The organism is Pseudomonas sp. UTLPPB19802, from assembly GCF_059730225.1.
In genome coordinates, this window is sequence record NZ_AP048545.1 from 5717773 (window position 1) to 5731890 (window position 14118).

Consider the following 14118-nt stretch of genomic DNA (forward strand, 5'->3'; position numbering starts at 1 on the left):
CGATTTTTACGAAGTGATACCCCGCATGCTCAATTATCGCCAGCTGCATTATTTCTGGGTCGTGGCCAAGACCGGCAGCATCGTCCGGGCCTGCGACCAGTTGAACCTCACCCCGCAGACCATCAGCGGCCAGATCAGCCTGCTGGAGCAGAGCCTGGGCGTCGAGCTGTTCCGCAAGGCCGGGCGCCAGCTGGAACTGACCGAAGCCGGGCGCCAGGCCCTGCCGTATGCCGAGCAGATGTTCCAGTTGGGCAACGAACTGCAGGCGATGCTGCAGGCGCAGCCGAGGGAGCAGCAATTGCTGTTTCGGGTCGGGGTGGCGGATGTGGTGCCCAAGTCCATCGTCTACCGGCTGATCGCTCCCACCATGGAGCTGGAGGAGCCGATCCGCATCACCTGTCGCGAGGACAAGCTCGAACGCCTATTGGCGGACCTGGCGATCCAGCGCCTGGACCTGGTGATTTCCGACAGCCCGATGCCGAGCCATCTCGACATCAAGGGCTACAGCCAGAAGCTGGGGGAATGTGGTGTCAGCTTTTTCGCCACAAAGGCGTTGGCGGAACGTTACGACAGTGACTTTCCGCAATGTCTGCAGGGTGCGCCGCTGCTGATCCCCGGCCAGGAAACGGTGGTCCGCAGCCGGCTGCTGCGCTGGCTCGCCGAGCAGCAGATCCAGCCGAGGATCGTCGGCGAATTCGATGACAGTGCCCTGATGCAGGCATTCGGCCAATCCGGCAGCGGGTTCTTCGTCGCCCCGAGCGTGATCGCCGATGAAGTGTGTCGGCAGTACGACGTCAGGCTGATGGGCCAGACCGACGCCGTAAGCGAATCGTTTTATGCCATTTCGGTGGAGCGCAAGATCAAGCACCCCGGCACGCTGGCGATCACCGAGGGGGCGCGCCGCGAGTTGTTCATGGGGCCCGAATCCTAGGCTGTGTACGAAATTGTTTGAAACGCAGGTTAGGCAAGGCAAAAACCGGCGAGGAAGCGGAGTTTACTGGAGTAAATGAGCATTCCGAGCCGGTTTTTAACGCCGCATAACCAAGTTTCAAGCGATTTCGTACATAGCCTAGGCTGTTACCGTCTTCGAATCAGCCGTCATCAGGGCCATCGCCAGTAGGATCGACAGCAGGATCAGCGCGGCGGCAGCGAAACCAAGGCCGGTCAGGCCGACACCCTCGATAACCCGGCCACCGATCACCGCCCCCAGGCCGATGCCCAGGTTGGCTCCGGCGATGTTCAGCGATGCAGCGAAGGCCGGTGCCTGGGGCGCCACCTTCATCAGGCGGACGTGACTGACCAGGAACAGCGCCGCCTGGGTGATGCCCCAGACCGCCAGCGCGGCAGCCAGACCAGGCCACGAGTTGATGTTCGGCATCACCGCCACCAGGGCGGGAATCATGAACGCGCAGAACACCATCGAGGCGATCAGCGGCTGGCGATCGACCATGCGCCCGCCCAGGGCGTTGCCGAGCAGGCCGACCGCACCGAACGCCATCAGGCACCAGCCGACCACCGTGCCGTTGAAGCCGGCCAGCCGCTCAAGAATGTCGGCCAGGTAGGTGTAGGCGGTGAACATGCCGCTGAAGATCAGGATCGACAGCAGTACATGGCCAAGCATCAGCGGGCTGCGCAGAATGCCGAACTGCGAACGCATCGAAACCTGATTGAGGTGCAGGCGGGTCGCGGGCAGGTAGCGCCAAAGCAGCAGCGCCTTGACCAGGGCCACCACCGCCAGGATGGTGAATGCCATGCGCCAGCCCCAGGCGTCGCCAACCAGCGTACCCACCGGAATGCCGAATACTGTCGCGCAGACGATGCCGAAACCGATCTTCTCGATCGCCCTCCCCGCATGGTCCGGGCCGACGATGTCCACCGCCGTTTCACTGGCCAGGGCCCAGAACACCGGCAGGCCCAGGGCTGGCAGCAGACGGGCGGCGGCCATGACCCAGATGTTCGGTGCCAGCGCCGCCACGGTATTGGCCACGCCGAAGATCACCAGGATGCTGATGAACAGCCGGCGCCGCTCGAAACGGGAGAAGTAGGCGGTCAGGAATGGACCGAAGGCCGCCACGGTAAAGGCGAACAGGGTCACCAGCAGGCCGGCCTGGGGGATGCTGACCTCCAGGTCGCGGGCAATGGCGGGCAGCAGCCCGACAATGACGAATTCCGTGGTCAGCACGGTAAAACCGGCGGCCGACAGCAGCAGGATGGCTAGGAACATGAATGACTCCGCAAACGACAGCGCCAGCGATAGCCCTGGGGCTCACTGGAAGGAAGGAAATGAGGATGAGGGATTGTAACAGACCGGGTATGACAATGCGTAATGCGGTGTCAGTGATGGCCTGATCGCGGCGGTCCGACGCATCGGTAAATCCGGCTCCCACAGCGTTGCAGCGTACACAGAAGTCGTGTGTCGCCGCGGTATCCAGTGGAAGCCGGATCTATCCGCGAAGGCTACCTATGAGCCAACAGAACAGAAATGTCGACTGCCAGGCGAGCTTCAGCAGTGTTCAATCAGAACGCGCCCATGTAGTCGCGCTTGCCGATTTCCACGCCGTTGTGGCGCAGGATCGCGTAGGTGGTGGTCACGTGGAAGAAGAACTGTGGCAGGCCATAGGTGAGCAGGTACGACTGGCCGCTGAAGCGCTTCTCTTTCGGCGTGCCCGGACGGGTCACGATCTCGATGCCTTCCTTGCCATCGACCTGGGCCGCAGTGATGCTGTCCAGGTGCGCCAGGGTCTTGCTGATCAGGGCCTGCAGTTCGGCGAAGGTGGTTTCGCTATCGGGGTAGGACGGCACTTCGATCTCTGCCAGGCGCGAGGAAACGCCCTTGGCGAAATCGACGGCGATCTGCACCTGGCGCACCAGCGGGAACATGTCCGGAGCCAGGCGGGCCTGTACGAATACGCTCGGGTCGATGTTCTTGGCCGTTGCATGAGCCTCGGCCTTGTTCAGGACGTCGCTCAGGGCGTTGAGCATTTGCTTGAAAACCGGGATGGAAGCGGCGTACAGGGAAATGGTCATGGGGTTCTCACAATGAAAATGGCGGGAGTACAGCCGGCCGATTATAGCCAGAGCCGGTCGTATTGCCGCTTGTCTTTTTGCGTTGTGAAGACCTAGGCTAGCGGCTTCCAATGCATAGGGAACCGCACCATGAGCACCGAGCAAGAGACTTCCGTCGAACAACCCCGCTTGAACAGCACGGAAATCCGCATCCTGGGCTCGCTGATCGAGAAACAGGCCACCAGTCCGGAAACCTATCCGCTGACCCTCAACGCACTGCTGCTCGCCTGCAACCAGAAAACCAGCCGCGAGCCGGTGATGAACCTCAGCCAGGGCCAGGTCGGCCAGAGCCTGCGGGCACTGGAAGGCCGGGGCTTTGCCCGGCTGGTGATGGGCAGCCGGGCCGATCGCTGGGAACAACGGGTCGACAAGGCCCTTGAGCTGGTGCCGGCCCAGGTGGTGTTGATCGGGCTGCTGTTCCTGCGGGGGCCACAGACCGTCAACGAACTGCTGACCCGCAGTGGTCGGATGCATGACTTCGAGGATAACGAGCAGGTCGTGCACCAGCTCGAGCGACTGATCGCCCGCGGGCTGGCCCTGCTGATTCCGCGTCAGGCCGGCCAGCGCGAGGACCGCTACACCCATGCCCTGGGTGATCCGGCAGATATCGAGGCGATCCTTGCCGCGCGCCAGCAGGCGCCGGAACGCGGAGCCGGTGGCGCGGTGTCAGCGGAGCGAATCGAGGAACTGGAAGCACGGATCGCGGCCCTGGAAGAACGACTGGCCCGCCTGGAACAGTAACAGCGGGCCTCTACGGCGCGAGCCCGGAGCCTACGCCCGGGCGAATGCCACCGCTTTCTGGAACTGCTCCTCGGTCGGCCGCACGCCGGTGTACAGCACGAACTGCTCCAGCGCCTGGATCGCGATCACTTCCAGGCCGGTGATGACCCGCTTGCCCTGTTCCCGGCCACGCACGATCAACGGCGTCTCCGAAGGAATCGCCACCACATCGAACACGATCTCGGCCGCGTCCAACGCCGCCGGCTCGAACGCCAGTTGCCCGGCCTCCGGGCCACCGTCCATGCCCACCGGCGTGACGTTGACCAGCATTTGCGGACGCGACCCGCCCAGCTCGGCCTGCCACTCATACCCGCAGATCGCCGCCAGTGCCTTGCCGGCGGTTTCGTTGCGGGCCACGATCACGCCGTTGCGGTAACCGCCATCGCGCAACGCCGAGGCCACGGCCTTGGCCATGCCACCACTGCCGCGCAGGGCGAAGGTGGTATCCCTCGGCACCGCATGGGTGTCGAGCAACTGAGCTATCGCGATGTAGTCGGTGTTGTAGGCCTTGAGATGACCTGCCGTGTTGACGATGGTATTGATCGACTGGATCGCCGCCGCCGAAGCGTCCAGCTCGTCGACCAGGGCAATGCAGTCTTCCTTGAACGGCATCGACACGCCGCAACCACGAATGCCCAGGGCGCGGATGCCGCCGACGGCGCCCGGCAGGTCCTGGCTGCTGAAGGCCTTGTAGTAGAAGTTCAGGCCCAGTTGCTCGTAAAGGTGGTTATGAAAGCGCAGGCCGAAATTGCCGGGACGCCCAGACAACGACATGCACAACTGGGTGTCTCTGTTCGGATTCATCTGCATGTTTCATCTCCTGAGGGGTACTTTCGGATAAACGGGATTAGCCATCCACCCGTGTTTTCGCTGATCATAAGGAACGTTTGCAAGGCTCTGGCGCAGGTGTCGCGGGACTGTAGAAGGACTGTAAAGAAGCACCGCCCCGAACCTTACACAAAATTTACTCAGCGGCGTCGAAGATTTTCAGAGAGCCGCTGTCATAGCAGTATCCCCGCGACAGTTCTTGAGTCTATTGCAGACAACAAGCGCTGGGGTTGGAAACCGAGGAATAATCATGATGCGTACAATTCCCAAGATAGCCTTGCTCGTTGGTGCACTCGCTGTCGCAGGCCAGGCCTCTGCCCACGGTGGTGGCGGCTGGGTGGGTCCTGCCTTGTTGGGCGGCGTGATCGGCGGTGCCATTGTCGGTTCGGTAGTGTCGAGCCCACGTCCCGTTTACGTGCAGCAGCCTGTGTACGCGCAGCCAGCACCGGTTTACGTCCAGCAGGCTCCGGTCTACGTACAACCGGCCCCTGTCTACGCGGCACCGCCTCCTCCACCGGTGGTGGTCTACGGTGGTGGCGGCTACTACGGTCGCCCCGTGTACTACGGTCACCCCCATTACGGTTACGGCCCACGCTGGTAACCGCCCGCTAAAAACCAGGCCCCGCTCGCAAGACGGGGCCTGGTTCGTTCTGGGAGACGTGAATTCCGGACGGATATCCCTGCACATACGCCCCTCCTCGTCTGAATTGCAGAGGTAAAGGTCGCAGGCAAGACAGCAATCGTCCACCAATGGCGCATGATAGGACTGCCGATTACCGGGTTGATCAGCCCTTCATATCACTGTCATATTTATGCCATCCGTTGGCGGCAAGATCGACGTCTATCGTCGAAGGCTTCCCTATAAGAACAAGGACGAACCATGCCTACGCAAAATCCGCATCGCACCGCCGGCCTCTGCACTTCCAGCAAGGTCTATAGCGCACTCACCGAACTCAAGCAGCTGGAGGGCCATCGCACGGCCAAGTTTCTCTCGCTGCTGGCCGAGAACCTGGTGCGCAAGGGCTTGTTGAATGAACAGGAAATCTTGAACATGCTGGACCAGGTGGTCGACTGATCCGGCATGAGCAGTGCCTTCAGTGGATGAAGGGCTTCGAAAAGGGTTCCAGCAACAACGTATTGCGTCCGCTTACTTGAACGTGGCGAGCAGGAACAACAGTCCAATACCGCCGACCAGGAAGGCCCAGCCAAAACGTGTCATGAACGGAATCGGGTTCTTCTCGAGCTTGTCCTCGACATCCTTGGCCTTGAGGTTCCAGCCACGGCTGCAGATATCACAGATCAGGTGATACTTCTTCTCCGTCACCCAGCGCAGGTAATACAGGTGCGCATAGCGATAGTTAAGGATTACCTTGAAATCGCGCTCTTTCTCGCAGGTCTCGCAGTGCCGCGTTTCCGCCTTCCCCAGATCGGCGTTGCCGCCTCCCGATCCCCAAATAATCATGCCGCCCTTCCTTGAATAACCTTGTCTGAAAAAAGACGAACGATGCCCGCTCGCCTGATCGAGTGGCTGTAAGAAACGTGGTAAGGGCGAAGAAGAAAAGCTAGGGGCTGGAGGTGCAGTCTGAACCTGTGCACCCGCTGTCGCGATCGATCTCTTCCCTGAAACACACTTTGTTACATCCGCACCGGAATCATGAAGCGCTGCCGCTGAAATTTCAAGGAGAGATGGCCTGCCATGGGCCATGGCTCGATTCCGTCAATGTCCACTATCGAGCACGGTGATTTTTCCTTGAGCCACCGTCACCGTAAGGTAGCGCCATAGATTGATGGAGGTACTTATGCCCAAGGTTCAGATCATGTCCGTTATCGGTAGCGCCGTTCCCGCCTCGCTGAGGGAGCTGGGCCTGCTCGCCTGCTGGTACCTGGTGCGCGATGGCGTACGGATCAGCGGCCCCCTGACTTCCCTGCCAGCGGCCAAGGCCCTGTCCGAACGCATGGACCTGCATGCCTTCGACGCCTGACCGCCCACCGACTTCTCAAACGTGCGTTGCTCCGCACAACCCCTTGCCCGCACTCGTTGCGGGCTTTTTTATGCCGCTCAGCTGCGCTCGGCCTGGACGCTATTGATTTGCGTGCGATGCCCCAGTTTCTGCAGGCGCTTGTCCAGCTCGACCATCACCGCCCGATCCGAACGCCCGCTCTCCAGCTCGTCGATCAGCATATTGGCGACCTTGCGCAGTTCATGAATGATGAGAACCCTGTCGTCATTCAAATCCTGCTTGTGGGACTCGAACAGGCGGTGCAGGAAGTCTTCGAGATTGCGCTGGTAGCGATGCCGGTCGGAGGCACGCAAATGAATGAGGCTGGCGGTCACCCGCCCGAGCAGTTCGAGCATTTCCAGGCCGAAGTAGTGCAGGCGCCGGGCATATCCCACTTCACGCTCGCGCAGGCGTTGTCGCTCGGCCTGGAACTCCTGCTTGCGCTGGATCGCCGGTACGGCGATCGCCATCATCAAGCCGACAATCAGTCCCACGGCCTGAATCCAGCCATACCAGTCGGCCGATTTCGGAAAAAACGCGAACCCCAGCAGCAATACCGCGACGATCCCTGCCCACACCAACATGGGCAGGTAGTCCCTGCTGAAAGAAATCTTTGGCATTACCCCACTCCTGAAGTCCACAAGGCATCGATCTCGATATACGCGCCGATGCTAATCGCAGTTCGGGGCAGACACCATTACATATCGATACCGATACATGATCCCCCTTCAGCACTCAGGGAAAACCTTAGCTAACACTTGAATTGAAAGGCTTTTTCATCTTCTGGCGAGCTTGACGGAAGCCACTGGGGGAAGCGCCGCGAAATAACCTGGAAAAATCGCTGTAACCTGCGAAATAAAGGCCCGCAACCGATGTAACGACGGACAGCTCTACGCTACCATATGCCTTATGGCCAGTATGGACCCGACAGGGTCTTCGCCAGACAGCCAAGGCACGTCTTCCGGGTCCTCCGGGCAGCCCATGCAATGACTGAATCCAACCAGGGATCGGGCAACAATCGGAAAGTTCGAGCAGCGAACGGGAACGGAACCGATACAAAATTAAATTTTGTGTCAGTTACGCCCATTATCTGCAGAGCTGTGGCAACTTTCCGAGCTATATTCATCAAACGTAACGCTTTTTCAAGAAAGCCCGTTGCCAACGGTATATCCATTTTTAGCGAGTCCATCCGCGTGAACATTCGTCATTCCATCCTCGGCCTTTTTTTCATCCTGGCCGGCACCGTTGCTACTCCTGTCGTCGAGGCGCGTGAAACCACCCAGGCCCCTCGCGATACCAGCCACCTGCAAGTCGCCTCCGGCAGCGCCCTGCTGATCGACCTGCAGACCAACAAGACCCTGTACTCGAGCAACCCCGACGTGGTCGTGCCGATCGCCTCGGTGACCAAGCTGATGACCGCCATGGTCGTGCTCGATGCCAAGCTGCCGATGGAGCAATACATCGCGGTGAACATCAGCGACACGCCGGAAATGAAAGGGGTGTTTTCCCGGGTCAAGCTCGGTAGCGAGCTGCCCCGCAAGGAAATGATGCTGATTGCCCTGATGTCGTCCGAGAACCGCGCGGCCGCCACCCTGGCTCACCACTATCCAGGCGGCTATGCAGCATTCATCGCCGCCATGAACGCCAAGGCCAAGTCCCTGGGCATGATCAACACCCACTATGTCGAGCCGACCGGGCTGTCGATCCATAACGTCTCCACCGCCCGCGACCTCAGCAAGCTGCTGATGGCCGCCCGTCACTACCCGATGCTGAGCGAGTTGAGCACCACCAAGGAAAAGACCGTGGCGTTCCGCAAGCCCAACTACACCCTGGGCTTTCGCAACACCGACCACCTGGTGAACAAGGAGAGCTGGAACATCAAGATCACCAAGACCGGCTTCACCAATCAGGCCGGCCACTGCCTGGTGCTGGTCACCGAGATGGGTAACCGCCCGGTCGCCCTGGTGATTCTCGACGCGTTCGGCAAGTACACCCACTTCGCCGATGCCAGCCGGATTCGCAACTGGGTCGAGACCGGCAAGGGCGGCAACGTGCCGGACGTGGCCCTGCGCTACAAGGCCGACAAGAACCTCAAGGGACGCCAGGCGAGCGAACAGGTAGCAAAGTAAGCCCGGTGCAAGCGGCTCGGTTTTCCGGGCCGCGTTCAGCCGCGTTGGCGTTTGAGTGCCTGTTTATGGGCGTACATCGCCTTATCGGCGTCCGCCAGCAGGCTTGCGATCGAGTCATGGCGCTGCGAGTCATACTCGATCTGCCCCACGCTGAAGCGAATGTCATAACCCCGCTGCTGCCCTGAATTGCGCTCGGCCAGGGTCTCACGCAGCCGCGCCATGATGGTGTCGACTTCCACATGGTCGGAACCGGTCAACAGCACCACGAATTCGTCGCCGCCCAGGCGTCCGATCACATCGCTCTCGCGAAAGGCGATACGCAGCACATCGGCGAAGTTCTTCAGCGCCAGGTCGCCTTCGGCATGACCATACACATCGTTGATCTGCTTGAAGTCGTTGAGGTCGAAGAACAGTAGCGAAGCCGGCTTGCCCATGCGTTTGCAAACGCTCAGCCCCTGGTTGGCCAGCGCTTCGAAGCCACGGCGGTTGGACAGCAGCGTCAGCTCGTCCATGGTCGCCATCTGTACCGCCGCCAGTTCCTGCTCGGCCATTTGCGCAAGGTCGCAGAGCAATGACCGCTCTTCGTCATCCAGGGTCCGCGGCTTGGTGTCGATCAGGCACAAGGTGCCCAGCTTGTTGCCGTCGCCCACGGTCAGCGGGCAGCCGGCATAGAAACGGATGCCAGGAGCACCGGTCACCAGCGGATTGTCGTGGAAGCGCTCGTCGTTCTCTGCATTGGGAACCAGCAGCACCTGATCACCCAGAATCGCGTGGCCACAGAAGGAAATATCCCGCGGCGTCTCGCTGGCGCTCAGCCCGACGCAGGACTTGAACCATTGCCGGTTCTCATCCACCAGGCTGACCAGCGCGATGGGCACATCGAACAGGCGCTTGGCCAGGCGGGTCAGGCGATCGAAACGTTCCTCGGGCGCAGTATCGAGGACATTCAGCGAGCGCAGCTTTTCCACGCGAGCCGTTTCATCGGCAGGTTTCTTCGGTGCTAACATCACAGACATCCCAGGCTTGCGATCATGCAAGCGTAGTCAATAAATGAGTCGGTACAACGCTATGGACCGCGTAAATTTTCCGATGTTCTTCTTTCAGGCGCCGAACGGCGCCTGATCAGCGGTTCCAGTTTCCCGCTCCCTGTGACCGGCCGCACAACCCGATACCCAGGCATGGGCGCCACGGGTGCGAAAGGTCATACTCGCCCTCCGCCATCACCGCACAGGATGTCCCCGTGAGCGCCGCCCGCGACGAAAGCAACGCCCCCAAGAGCATCGGTCGCCTGCTGCTGGAGCTGGTTTGGCAGGTGCTGGTGCTGGGTGTACCGATCTTCCTGGTGACGACCCTGCCGCCGCCCCTGGCCCTTGCCGTGGTGCTCGCTGCCGCCGCCAGCATGTGGCTCTGCGCCCGGCTCGGTTGGCTGGCTGGCGGACGCGGCGCGGCCCGCCTGATGATTTCTTCAGTGTTCGGCCTGGGCTTCAGCCTCGGCCGCGCCCTGCCCGACTACTGGGATATCGCCGCAGCCTGCCTGGCCATTTTTCCCGGACTGGCCTGTGTCGCCATCTGGGAACGCCGACTCGGGCTGGCGCCGCCCAGCGCCTCCACGGCCAGCCGAAGCGCATGGGGAGGCCAGGAACCGAGCGAAACGCCCGAAGGCGAGCCGATCCGAGTGTTCAACCACAGCGAAATCGCCATGGGCGGGCCGGTCGTCTGCGACTACCTGTTTCCCGATGGCGTGCTGCTCGAAGGCCTCGGATCGTCGGCGCGCTTTTCCAGTGACGGCCGCTATTTCGCCGCGCCGGTACCCTCGCGCCAGAGCTGGGGCCTGGTGATTCTCGACCGCCATCAACACCAGCTCTATCGCTGCGACGACGAACGTTTCTGGGAGCTGGACACCTTCAATGAACAAGGGCTGGGCGGACGCCACAGTCCATTGGTGGACAACAGCAGCCAACAGGTCGACTTGGACACCCTGCTCAAGGCCGCACAGCGGGTAAACCTGCTGCCCATCGGCGATCTCTGGCTCGAACCCGGCTATTGGCAACAGAGCCTGGCTCGCCAGCAGATCGAACACCGCTCCCCGGACGGCCGGCACCTGCTGGAAGGCCAGCTCAGCCTGCCCGATCACCTGCGGCAGCTGGACCAGCCTCTGGCAGCCCTGTCACACCCGGATTACCGCCTGAGCCTGGACGGCGAGCCCACATCGCTGCAAATCAAGGCAGACACGGCCCTGGTCTGGAGCGATGACAGTCAGCGGCTGGTCTGCATAGCCACCGTCGCCGGAGAGCCGGCCGGACAACCCCACGACCTCTGGCTGTGGCAGCGGGGCCAGGGTTGGCGAGCCCTGCGCACGCCGTGGAGTGCCAATGATCGTAGCCCTTCCGGCTACTGGAGCGAGCCGGTGGCACTGGACGCAGAGTTCGTCCGACTGGAGAGCTACCTGCCGCTGAACCAGCCGGACAATGGCCGCTTCGGCTACCAGTTGCACAACATTCACAGCGACTCGGAAATCCTTGTCGGCCACGACGCGCTCGGGCGCGAGCAGGACGGCGACTGGAACCGTGCCCGCGTACTCCTGGCCCTGCCACTGGAGAATGGTGGGCAGGCCGCATCAGTACGGATCGAATCCGCCCCACTGCTGGATGGCTGCCGCGCCTGCTTCAGTTGGGTCAGCGACAACGGGAATGGCAGCAGCGGCTACCGCTGCCAACTGGCCGACTGGGAACTGCCCGGCGTCTGGCAACTGGACCACCGAATCAGCGACGACGGCCAATACCTGGCGCTGATTCCCTTCACCGAAGCGGCGGCCTTGCCAGACAGAGTGGTGGTGGCCGACCCCGGCCGCAAGCGTCTGCTCGACAGCCCACCACTGCGGGTTGCCGGGTTGGTGGATTTCCGTGGTCCGCTGCTCAGCATCGCGGTCGTCGTCGGCCGCCTGCCGCGTGACGACACCGGCACGCCCTTGCGTCGCTTCAGCGAACCGGCACCGGCGGCAGCCAAGGCCGGTGAATTCTGCGCCTATCGCGAAGACTCACGCGTGTACTACGAAATGCGCCAGCTCAAGCTCGACAACGACACACTTGAAATCCAGCCGACCTGGCGCGTGGTCAACCAACCGCAGATCGCCACCGCCGAAGGCGAGTTCATCCAGCCCGCGCCGACCGGCCTGGATGCCGCCTGGCTGTTCGGCAGCGGCACCGAATACGGCGACGATCTGCTGCGCGGCCAGTGTCCACGCCTGGGAGGGCATCTGCTGACCGCCTCCGGCTGCGCCCTGTCCAACCTCGCGCCATCGATGATCTGGTCACCCAAGGGCCGGTACCTGGCGCTGACCCGGCTCTATCTCGAACATCCGGATTTCGAATACAGCCAGCGCGCCTGGAAACTCCTGCTGCTGGATGTCGAGGCCCATACCCTGCGCATCGCACCGAACTGGCTGGGCAATCGCCCGCAGTTCATCGATTTCACCGGCGACACCCTGCACCTGCGCCAATACGAAAACGACTGGGACCTGCGCGACGGTTCGGACCCCGGTCGCCGGGTGCAGATCGACCTGAAGGCCATCCTGCAATGGCCCACCGAGCCCCTGGAGCGCCATGGCGAACTCTGGCTGACACGTGACGACGCCGCTGATGCCAGCGCCTGGCAGGCACTGGAAAGACCGGCGCTACTGTAGGAGCATGTCCAGGATTCGACCGCCCGAGAGAATGAAAGCGACCATGAGCAGACCCAGTACCGCCCAACAGGATGACAAGGCACCGTATTTCTGGCGCGATGCGCAGTTGCCGTTCATCGAGGCACGGTCGATCCAGGACGGCCGCAAGGTCTGCTACGCCCGCCATTCCCACGAGCATTTCTCCATCGGCGCAATCATCCAAGGCCGCAGTACCTACATCAACGAGCAGCAACAGTGGCAGGTCGAGGCCGGCACCGTGGTGTTGATGAACCCTGGCGAAGTGCATGCCTGCAACCCTATCGACGACCAGCCCTGGGCCTACCGCATGTTCTACGTCGAGACGCCTTGGCTGACTGCGCTGCAACACGAACTGGGGTTCAGCCAGGACCTGGATTTCCGCCGGTTCTCGGCCCCCCACAGCCGCGACCCGCTGCTCTACCAGTGGCTGAACGCACTCTACGAACAACTGGTGGACGATGACGCCGCGCACCTGGAAAAACAGTGCGCGATCGTCGAATTCTTCACCCTGTTGCAACACCGGCTGAACCCGGCGCCGATCCCTGCCCGCGAGATCAACCAGAAGCTGGAGCGGGCCGCCGCCTATATCCACAAGCACTGCACCGAGGCGCTGAAGCTGGAAGATATCTGCCAGGCCGCGCAACTTTCGGCGTCCTACCTGACCCGCGCCTTCAAGCAGTATTACGGCATGACGCCCCATGCCTTCCTGGTCAACCGGCGCATCCAGTACGCGCGCAACCAGTTGCGGCGTGGACGGCTCATCGCCGACGTTGCGCTGGAGGCCGGTTTCGCCGACCAGGCGCACTTCCAGCGGGCGTTCAAGCAGCACCTGGCGGCTACGCCGGGCCAGTACCGCGGCGATCAAACTCAAGGCAGCAACAGGTAGGCCGCGCTGAGTGCAAGCAGCAAGGCCATCAGCCGGTTGAACAGACGCATCCCCCGCGGGTTCTCCAGATACCGGCGCAGAAAGGTCCCGGCAAAGGCCCAGCAGGCAATCGAGCCGTAGCAGATCACGAAGTAGATCAGGGCGAACTCCAGCACCACGCGGGTATCGCCGTTGGCGGCAAACGCGCCCATACCGGCGACGCAGGCCAGCCAGGCCTTAGGGTTGAGCCACTGCATCACCGCGCCGAGGGTCAGGGTCGGGCGCTTGCCGGCCTGGCCGGCGTCGAGCGAGCCGTCATCCAGGGCCAGCTTCCAGGCCATGTACAACAGAAATGCCACGCCGCCGAGCTGAATGCCCCGGGTCAGGGCCGGAACCCGTAGCAACAGTTCATGCAGGCCCAGGCCGATCAGCACCAGGAGCAATGTGAAGCCCACGGTCGCGCCAGTGACATGCCGCAAACTGGCCCGCAGACCGAACTGCGCACCGGAACTCAGGGCAACGATATTGACCGGGCCCGGGGTGATGGACGAAGCCAGCGCAAAGGCGGCCATGGAAAGCATAACGCTCATCGGATACGTCTCTCTCGATTGAAGGTGAGGAGTACGGTACCCAGCCGTCCGCGCAAGGTATTGAAGAAAACTCCCCTGCGGGACGAAGACCGAATGCCTTGGTTTACCGGCACTGAACGATACACCTGGGCAACAAGTTTCCGGTACAGCCGGGCAAAAG

15 protein-coding genes are annotated in these 14118 nt (G+C 61.9%); 8 read left to right on the forward strand and 7 right to left on the reverse strand.

Translation table 11 applies throughout. From position 1 onward, the window contains the following. The first annotated feature begins 25 nt into the window (after positions 1–25). Positions 26–931: a transcriptional activator NhaR gene (gene nhaR / locus AC6I6U_RS24635; protein ID WP_497878611.1), complete on the forward strand. Its 906-nt coding sequence runs from the start codon at positions 26–28 to the stop codon at positions 929–931. Positions 932–1069: 138 nt separating this feature from the next. Here the strand turns inward: nhaR and AC6I6U_RS24640 are convergent, their stop codons facing one another. Together AC6I6U_RS24640 and AC6I6U_RS24645 are read right to left on the reverse strand one after the other, a co-directional pair. After that, complete coding sequence (locus AC6I6U_RS24640) at positions 1070–2224, reverse strand: MFS transporter (protein ID WP_497878612.1); 1155 nt, start codon at positions 2222–2224, stop codon at positions 1070–1072. A 293-nt stretch (positions 2225–2517) separates the two neighbouring features. Continuing rightward, positions 2518–3027, reverse strand: a complete 510-nt coding sequence (locus AC6I6U_RS24645) for a DUF1993 domain-containing protein (protein WP_497878613.1) — start codon at positions 3025–3027, stop codon at positions 2518–2520. A gap of 129 nt (positions 3028–3156) precedes the next feature. On the opposite strand from AC6I6U_RS24645, the gene AC6I6U_RS24650 reads away from it, so the two are divergent. After that, positions 3157–3807: a YceH family protein gene (locus AC6I6U_RS24650; RefSeq protein WP_497878614.1), complete on the forward strand. Its 651-nt coding sequence runs from the start codon at positions 3157–3159 to the stop codon at positions 3805–3807. 30 nt (positions 3808–3837) lie between these two features. Here AC6I6U_RS24650 and AC6I6U_RS24655 read toward each other — a convergent pair whose 3' ends face one another. Continuing rightward, entirely contained in the window at positions 3838–4656 is an 819-nt protein-coding gene (locus AC6I6U_RS24655; protein ID WP_497878615.1) for a shikimate 5-dehydrogenase, read from the reverse strand. A gap of 268 nt (positions 4657–4924) precedes the next feature. Between AC6I6U_RS24655 and AC6I6U_RS24660 the strand changes: the two genes are divergently transcribed. Together AC6I6U_RS24660 and AC6I6U_RS24665 are read left to right on the forward strand one after the other, a co-directional pair. Continuing rightward, positions 4925–5275: a hypothetical protein gene (locus AC6I6U_RS24660; RefSeq protein ID WP_497878616.1), complete on the forward strand. Its 351-nt coding sequence runs from the start codon at positions 4925–4927 to the stop codon at positions 5273–5275. A 279-nt stretch (positions 5276–5554) separates the two neighbouring features. After that, complete coding sequence (locus AC6I6U_RS24665) at positions 5555–5749, forward strand: hypothetical protein (RefSeq protein WP_497878617.1); 195 nt, start codon at positions 5555–5557, stop codon at positions 5747–5749. Between the two features lie 72 nt (positions 5750–5821). On the opposite strand, the gene AC6I6U_RS24670 is transcribed toward AC6I6U_RS24665, so the two are convergent. Then, on the reverse strand, positions 5822–6136 hold the full coding sequence (locus tag AC6I6U_RS24670; protein ID WP_497878618.1) for a hypothetical protein: 315 nt from the start codon (positions 6134–6136) through the stop codon (positions 5822–5824). A 337-nt stretch (positions 6137–6473) separates the two neighbouring features. Between AC6I6U_RS24670 and AC6I6U_RS24675 the strand changes: the two genes are divergently transcribed. Beyond that, positions 6474–6656 carry a hypothetical protein gene (locus tag AC6I6U_RS24675; protein ID WP_497878619.1) on the forward strand — a complete coding sequence of 61 codons (183 nt, stop codon included), beginning with the start codon at positions 6474–6476 and terminating at the stop codon, positions 6654–6656. 77 nt (positions 6657–6733) lie between these two features. Here the strand turns inward: AC6I6U_RS24675 and AC6I6U_RS24680 are convergent, their stop codons facing one another. Next, entirely contained in the window at positions 6734–7294 is a 561-nt protein-coding gene (locus AC6I6U_RS24680; protein WP_497878620.1) for a hypothetical protein, read from the reverse strand. A 573-nt stretch (positions 7295–7867) separates the two neighbouring features. Between AC6I6U_RS24680 and pbpG the strand changes: the two genes are divergently transcribed. Beyond that, on the forward strand, positions 7868–8803 hold the full coding sequence (pbpG, locus tag AC6I6U_RS24685) for a D-alanyl-D-alanine endopeptidase (protein ID WP_497878621.1): 936 nt from the start codon (positions 7868–7870) through the stop codon (positions 8801–8803). Between the two features lie 35 nt (positions 8804–8838). On the opposite strand, the gene AC6I6U_RS24690 is transcribed toward pbpG, so the two are convergent. After that, entirely contained in the window at positions 8839–9810 is a 972-nt protein-coding gene (locus AC6I6U_RS24690; protein ID WP_497878622.1) for a sensor domain-containing diguanylate cyclase, read from the reverse strand. Between the two features lie 233 nt (positions 9811–10043). Between AC6I6U_RS24690 and AC6I6U_RS24695 the strand changes: the two genes are divergently transcribed. Beyond that, entirely contained in the window at positions 10044–12485 is a 2442-nt protein-coding gene (locus tag AC6I6U_RS24695; protein ID WP_497878623.1) for a hypothetical protein, read from the forward strand. A 43-nt stretch (positions 12486–12528) separates the two neighbouring features. After that, positions 12529–13389 (forward strand): helix-turn-helix transcriptional regulator, encoded by an 861-nt coding sequence (locus tag AC6I6U_RS24700; protein ID WP_497878624.1) that lies wholly within the window; start codon positions 12529–12531, stop codon positions 13387–13389. On the opposite strand, the gene AC6I6U_RS24705 is transcribed toward AC6I6U_RS24700, so the two are convergent. Next, on the reverse strand, positions 13371–13958 hold the full coding sequence (locus tag AC6I6U_RS24705; RefSeq protein WP_497878625.1) for a LysE family translocator: 588 nt from the start codon (positions 13956–13958) through the stop codon (positions 13371–13373). The genes AC6I6U_RS24700 and AC6I6U_RS24705 overlap by 19 nt on opposite strands. Positions 13959–14118 lie beyond the last annotated feature (160 nt).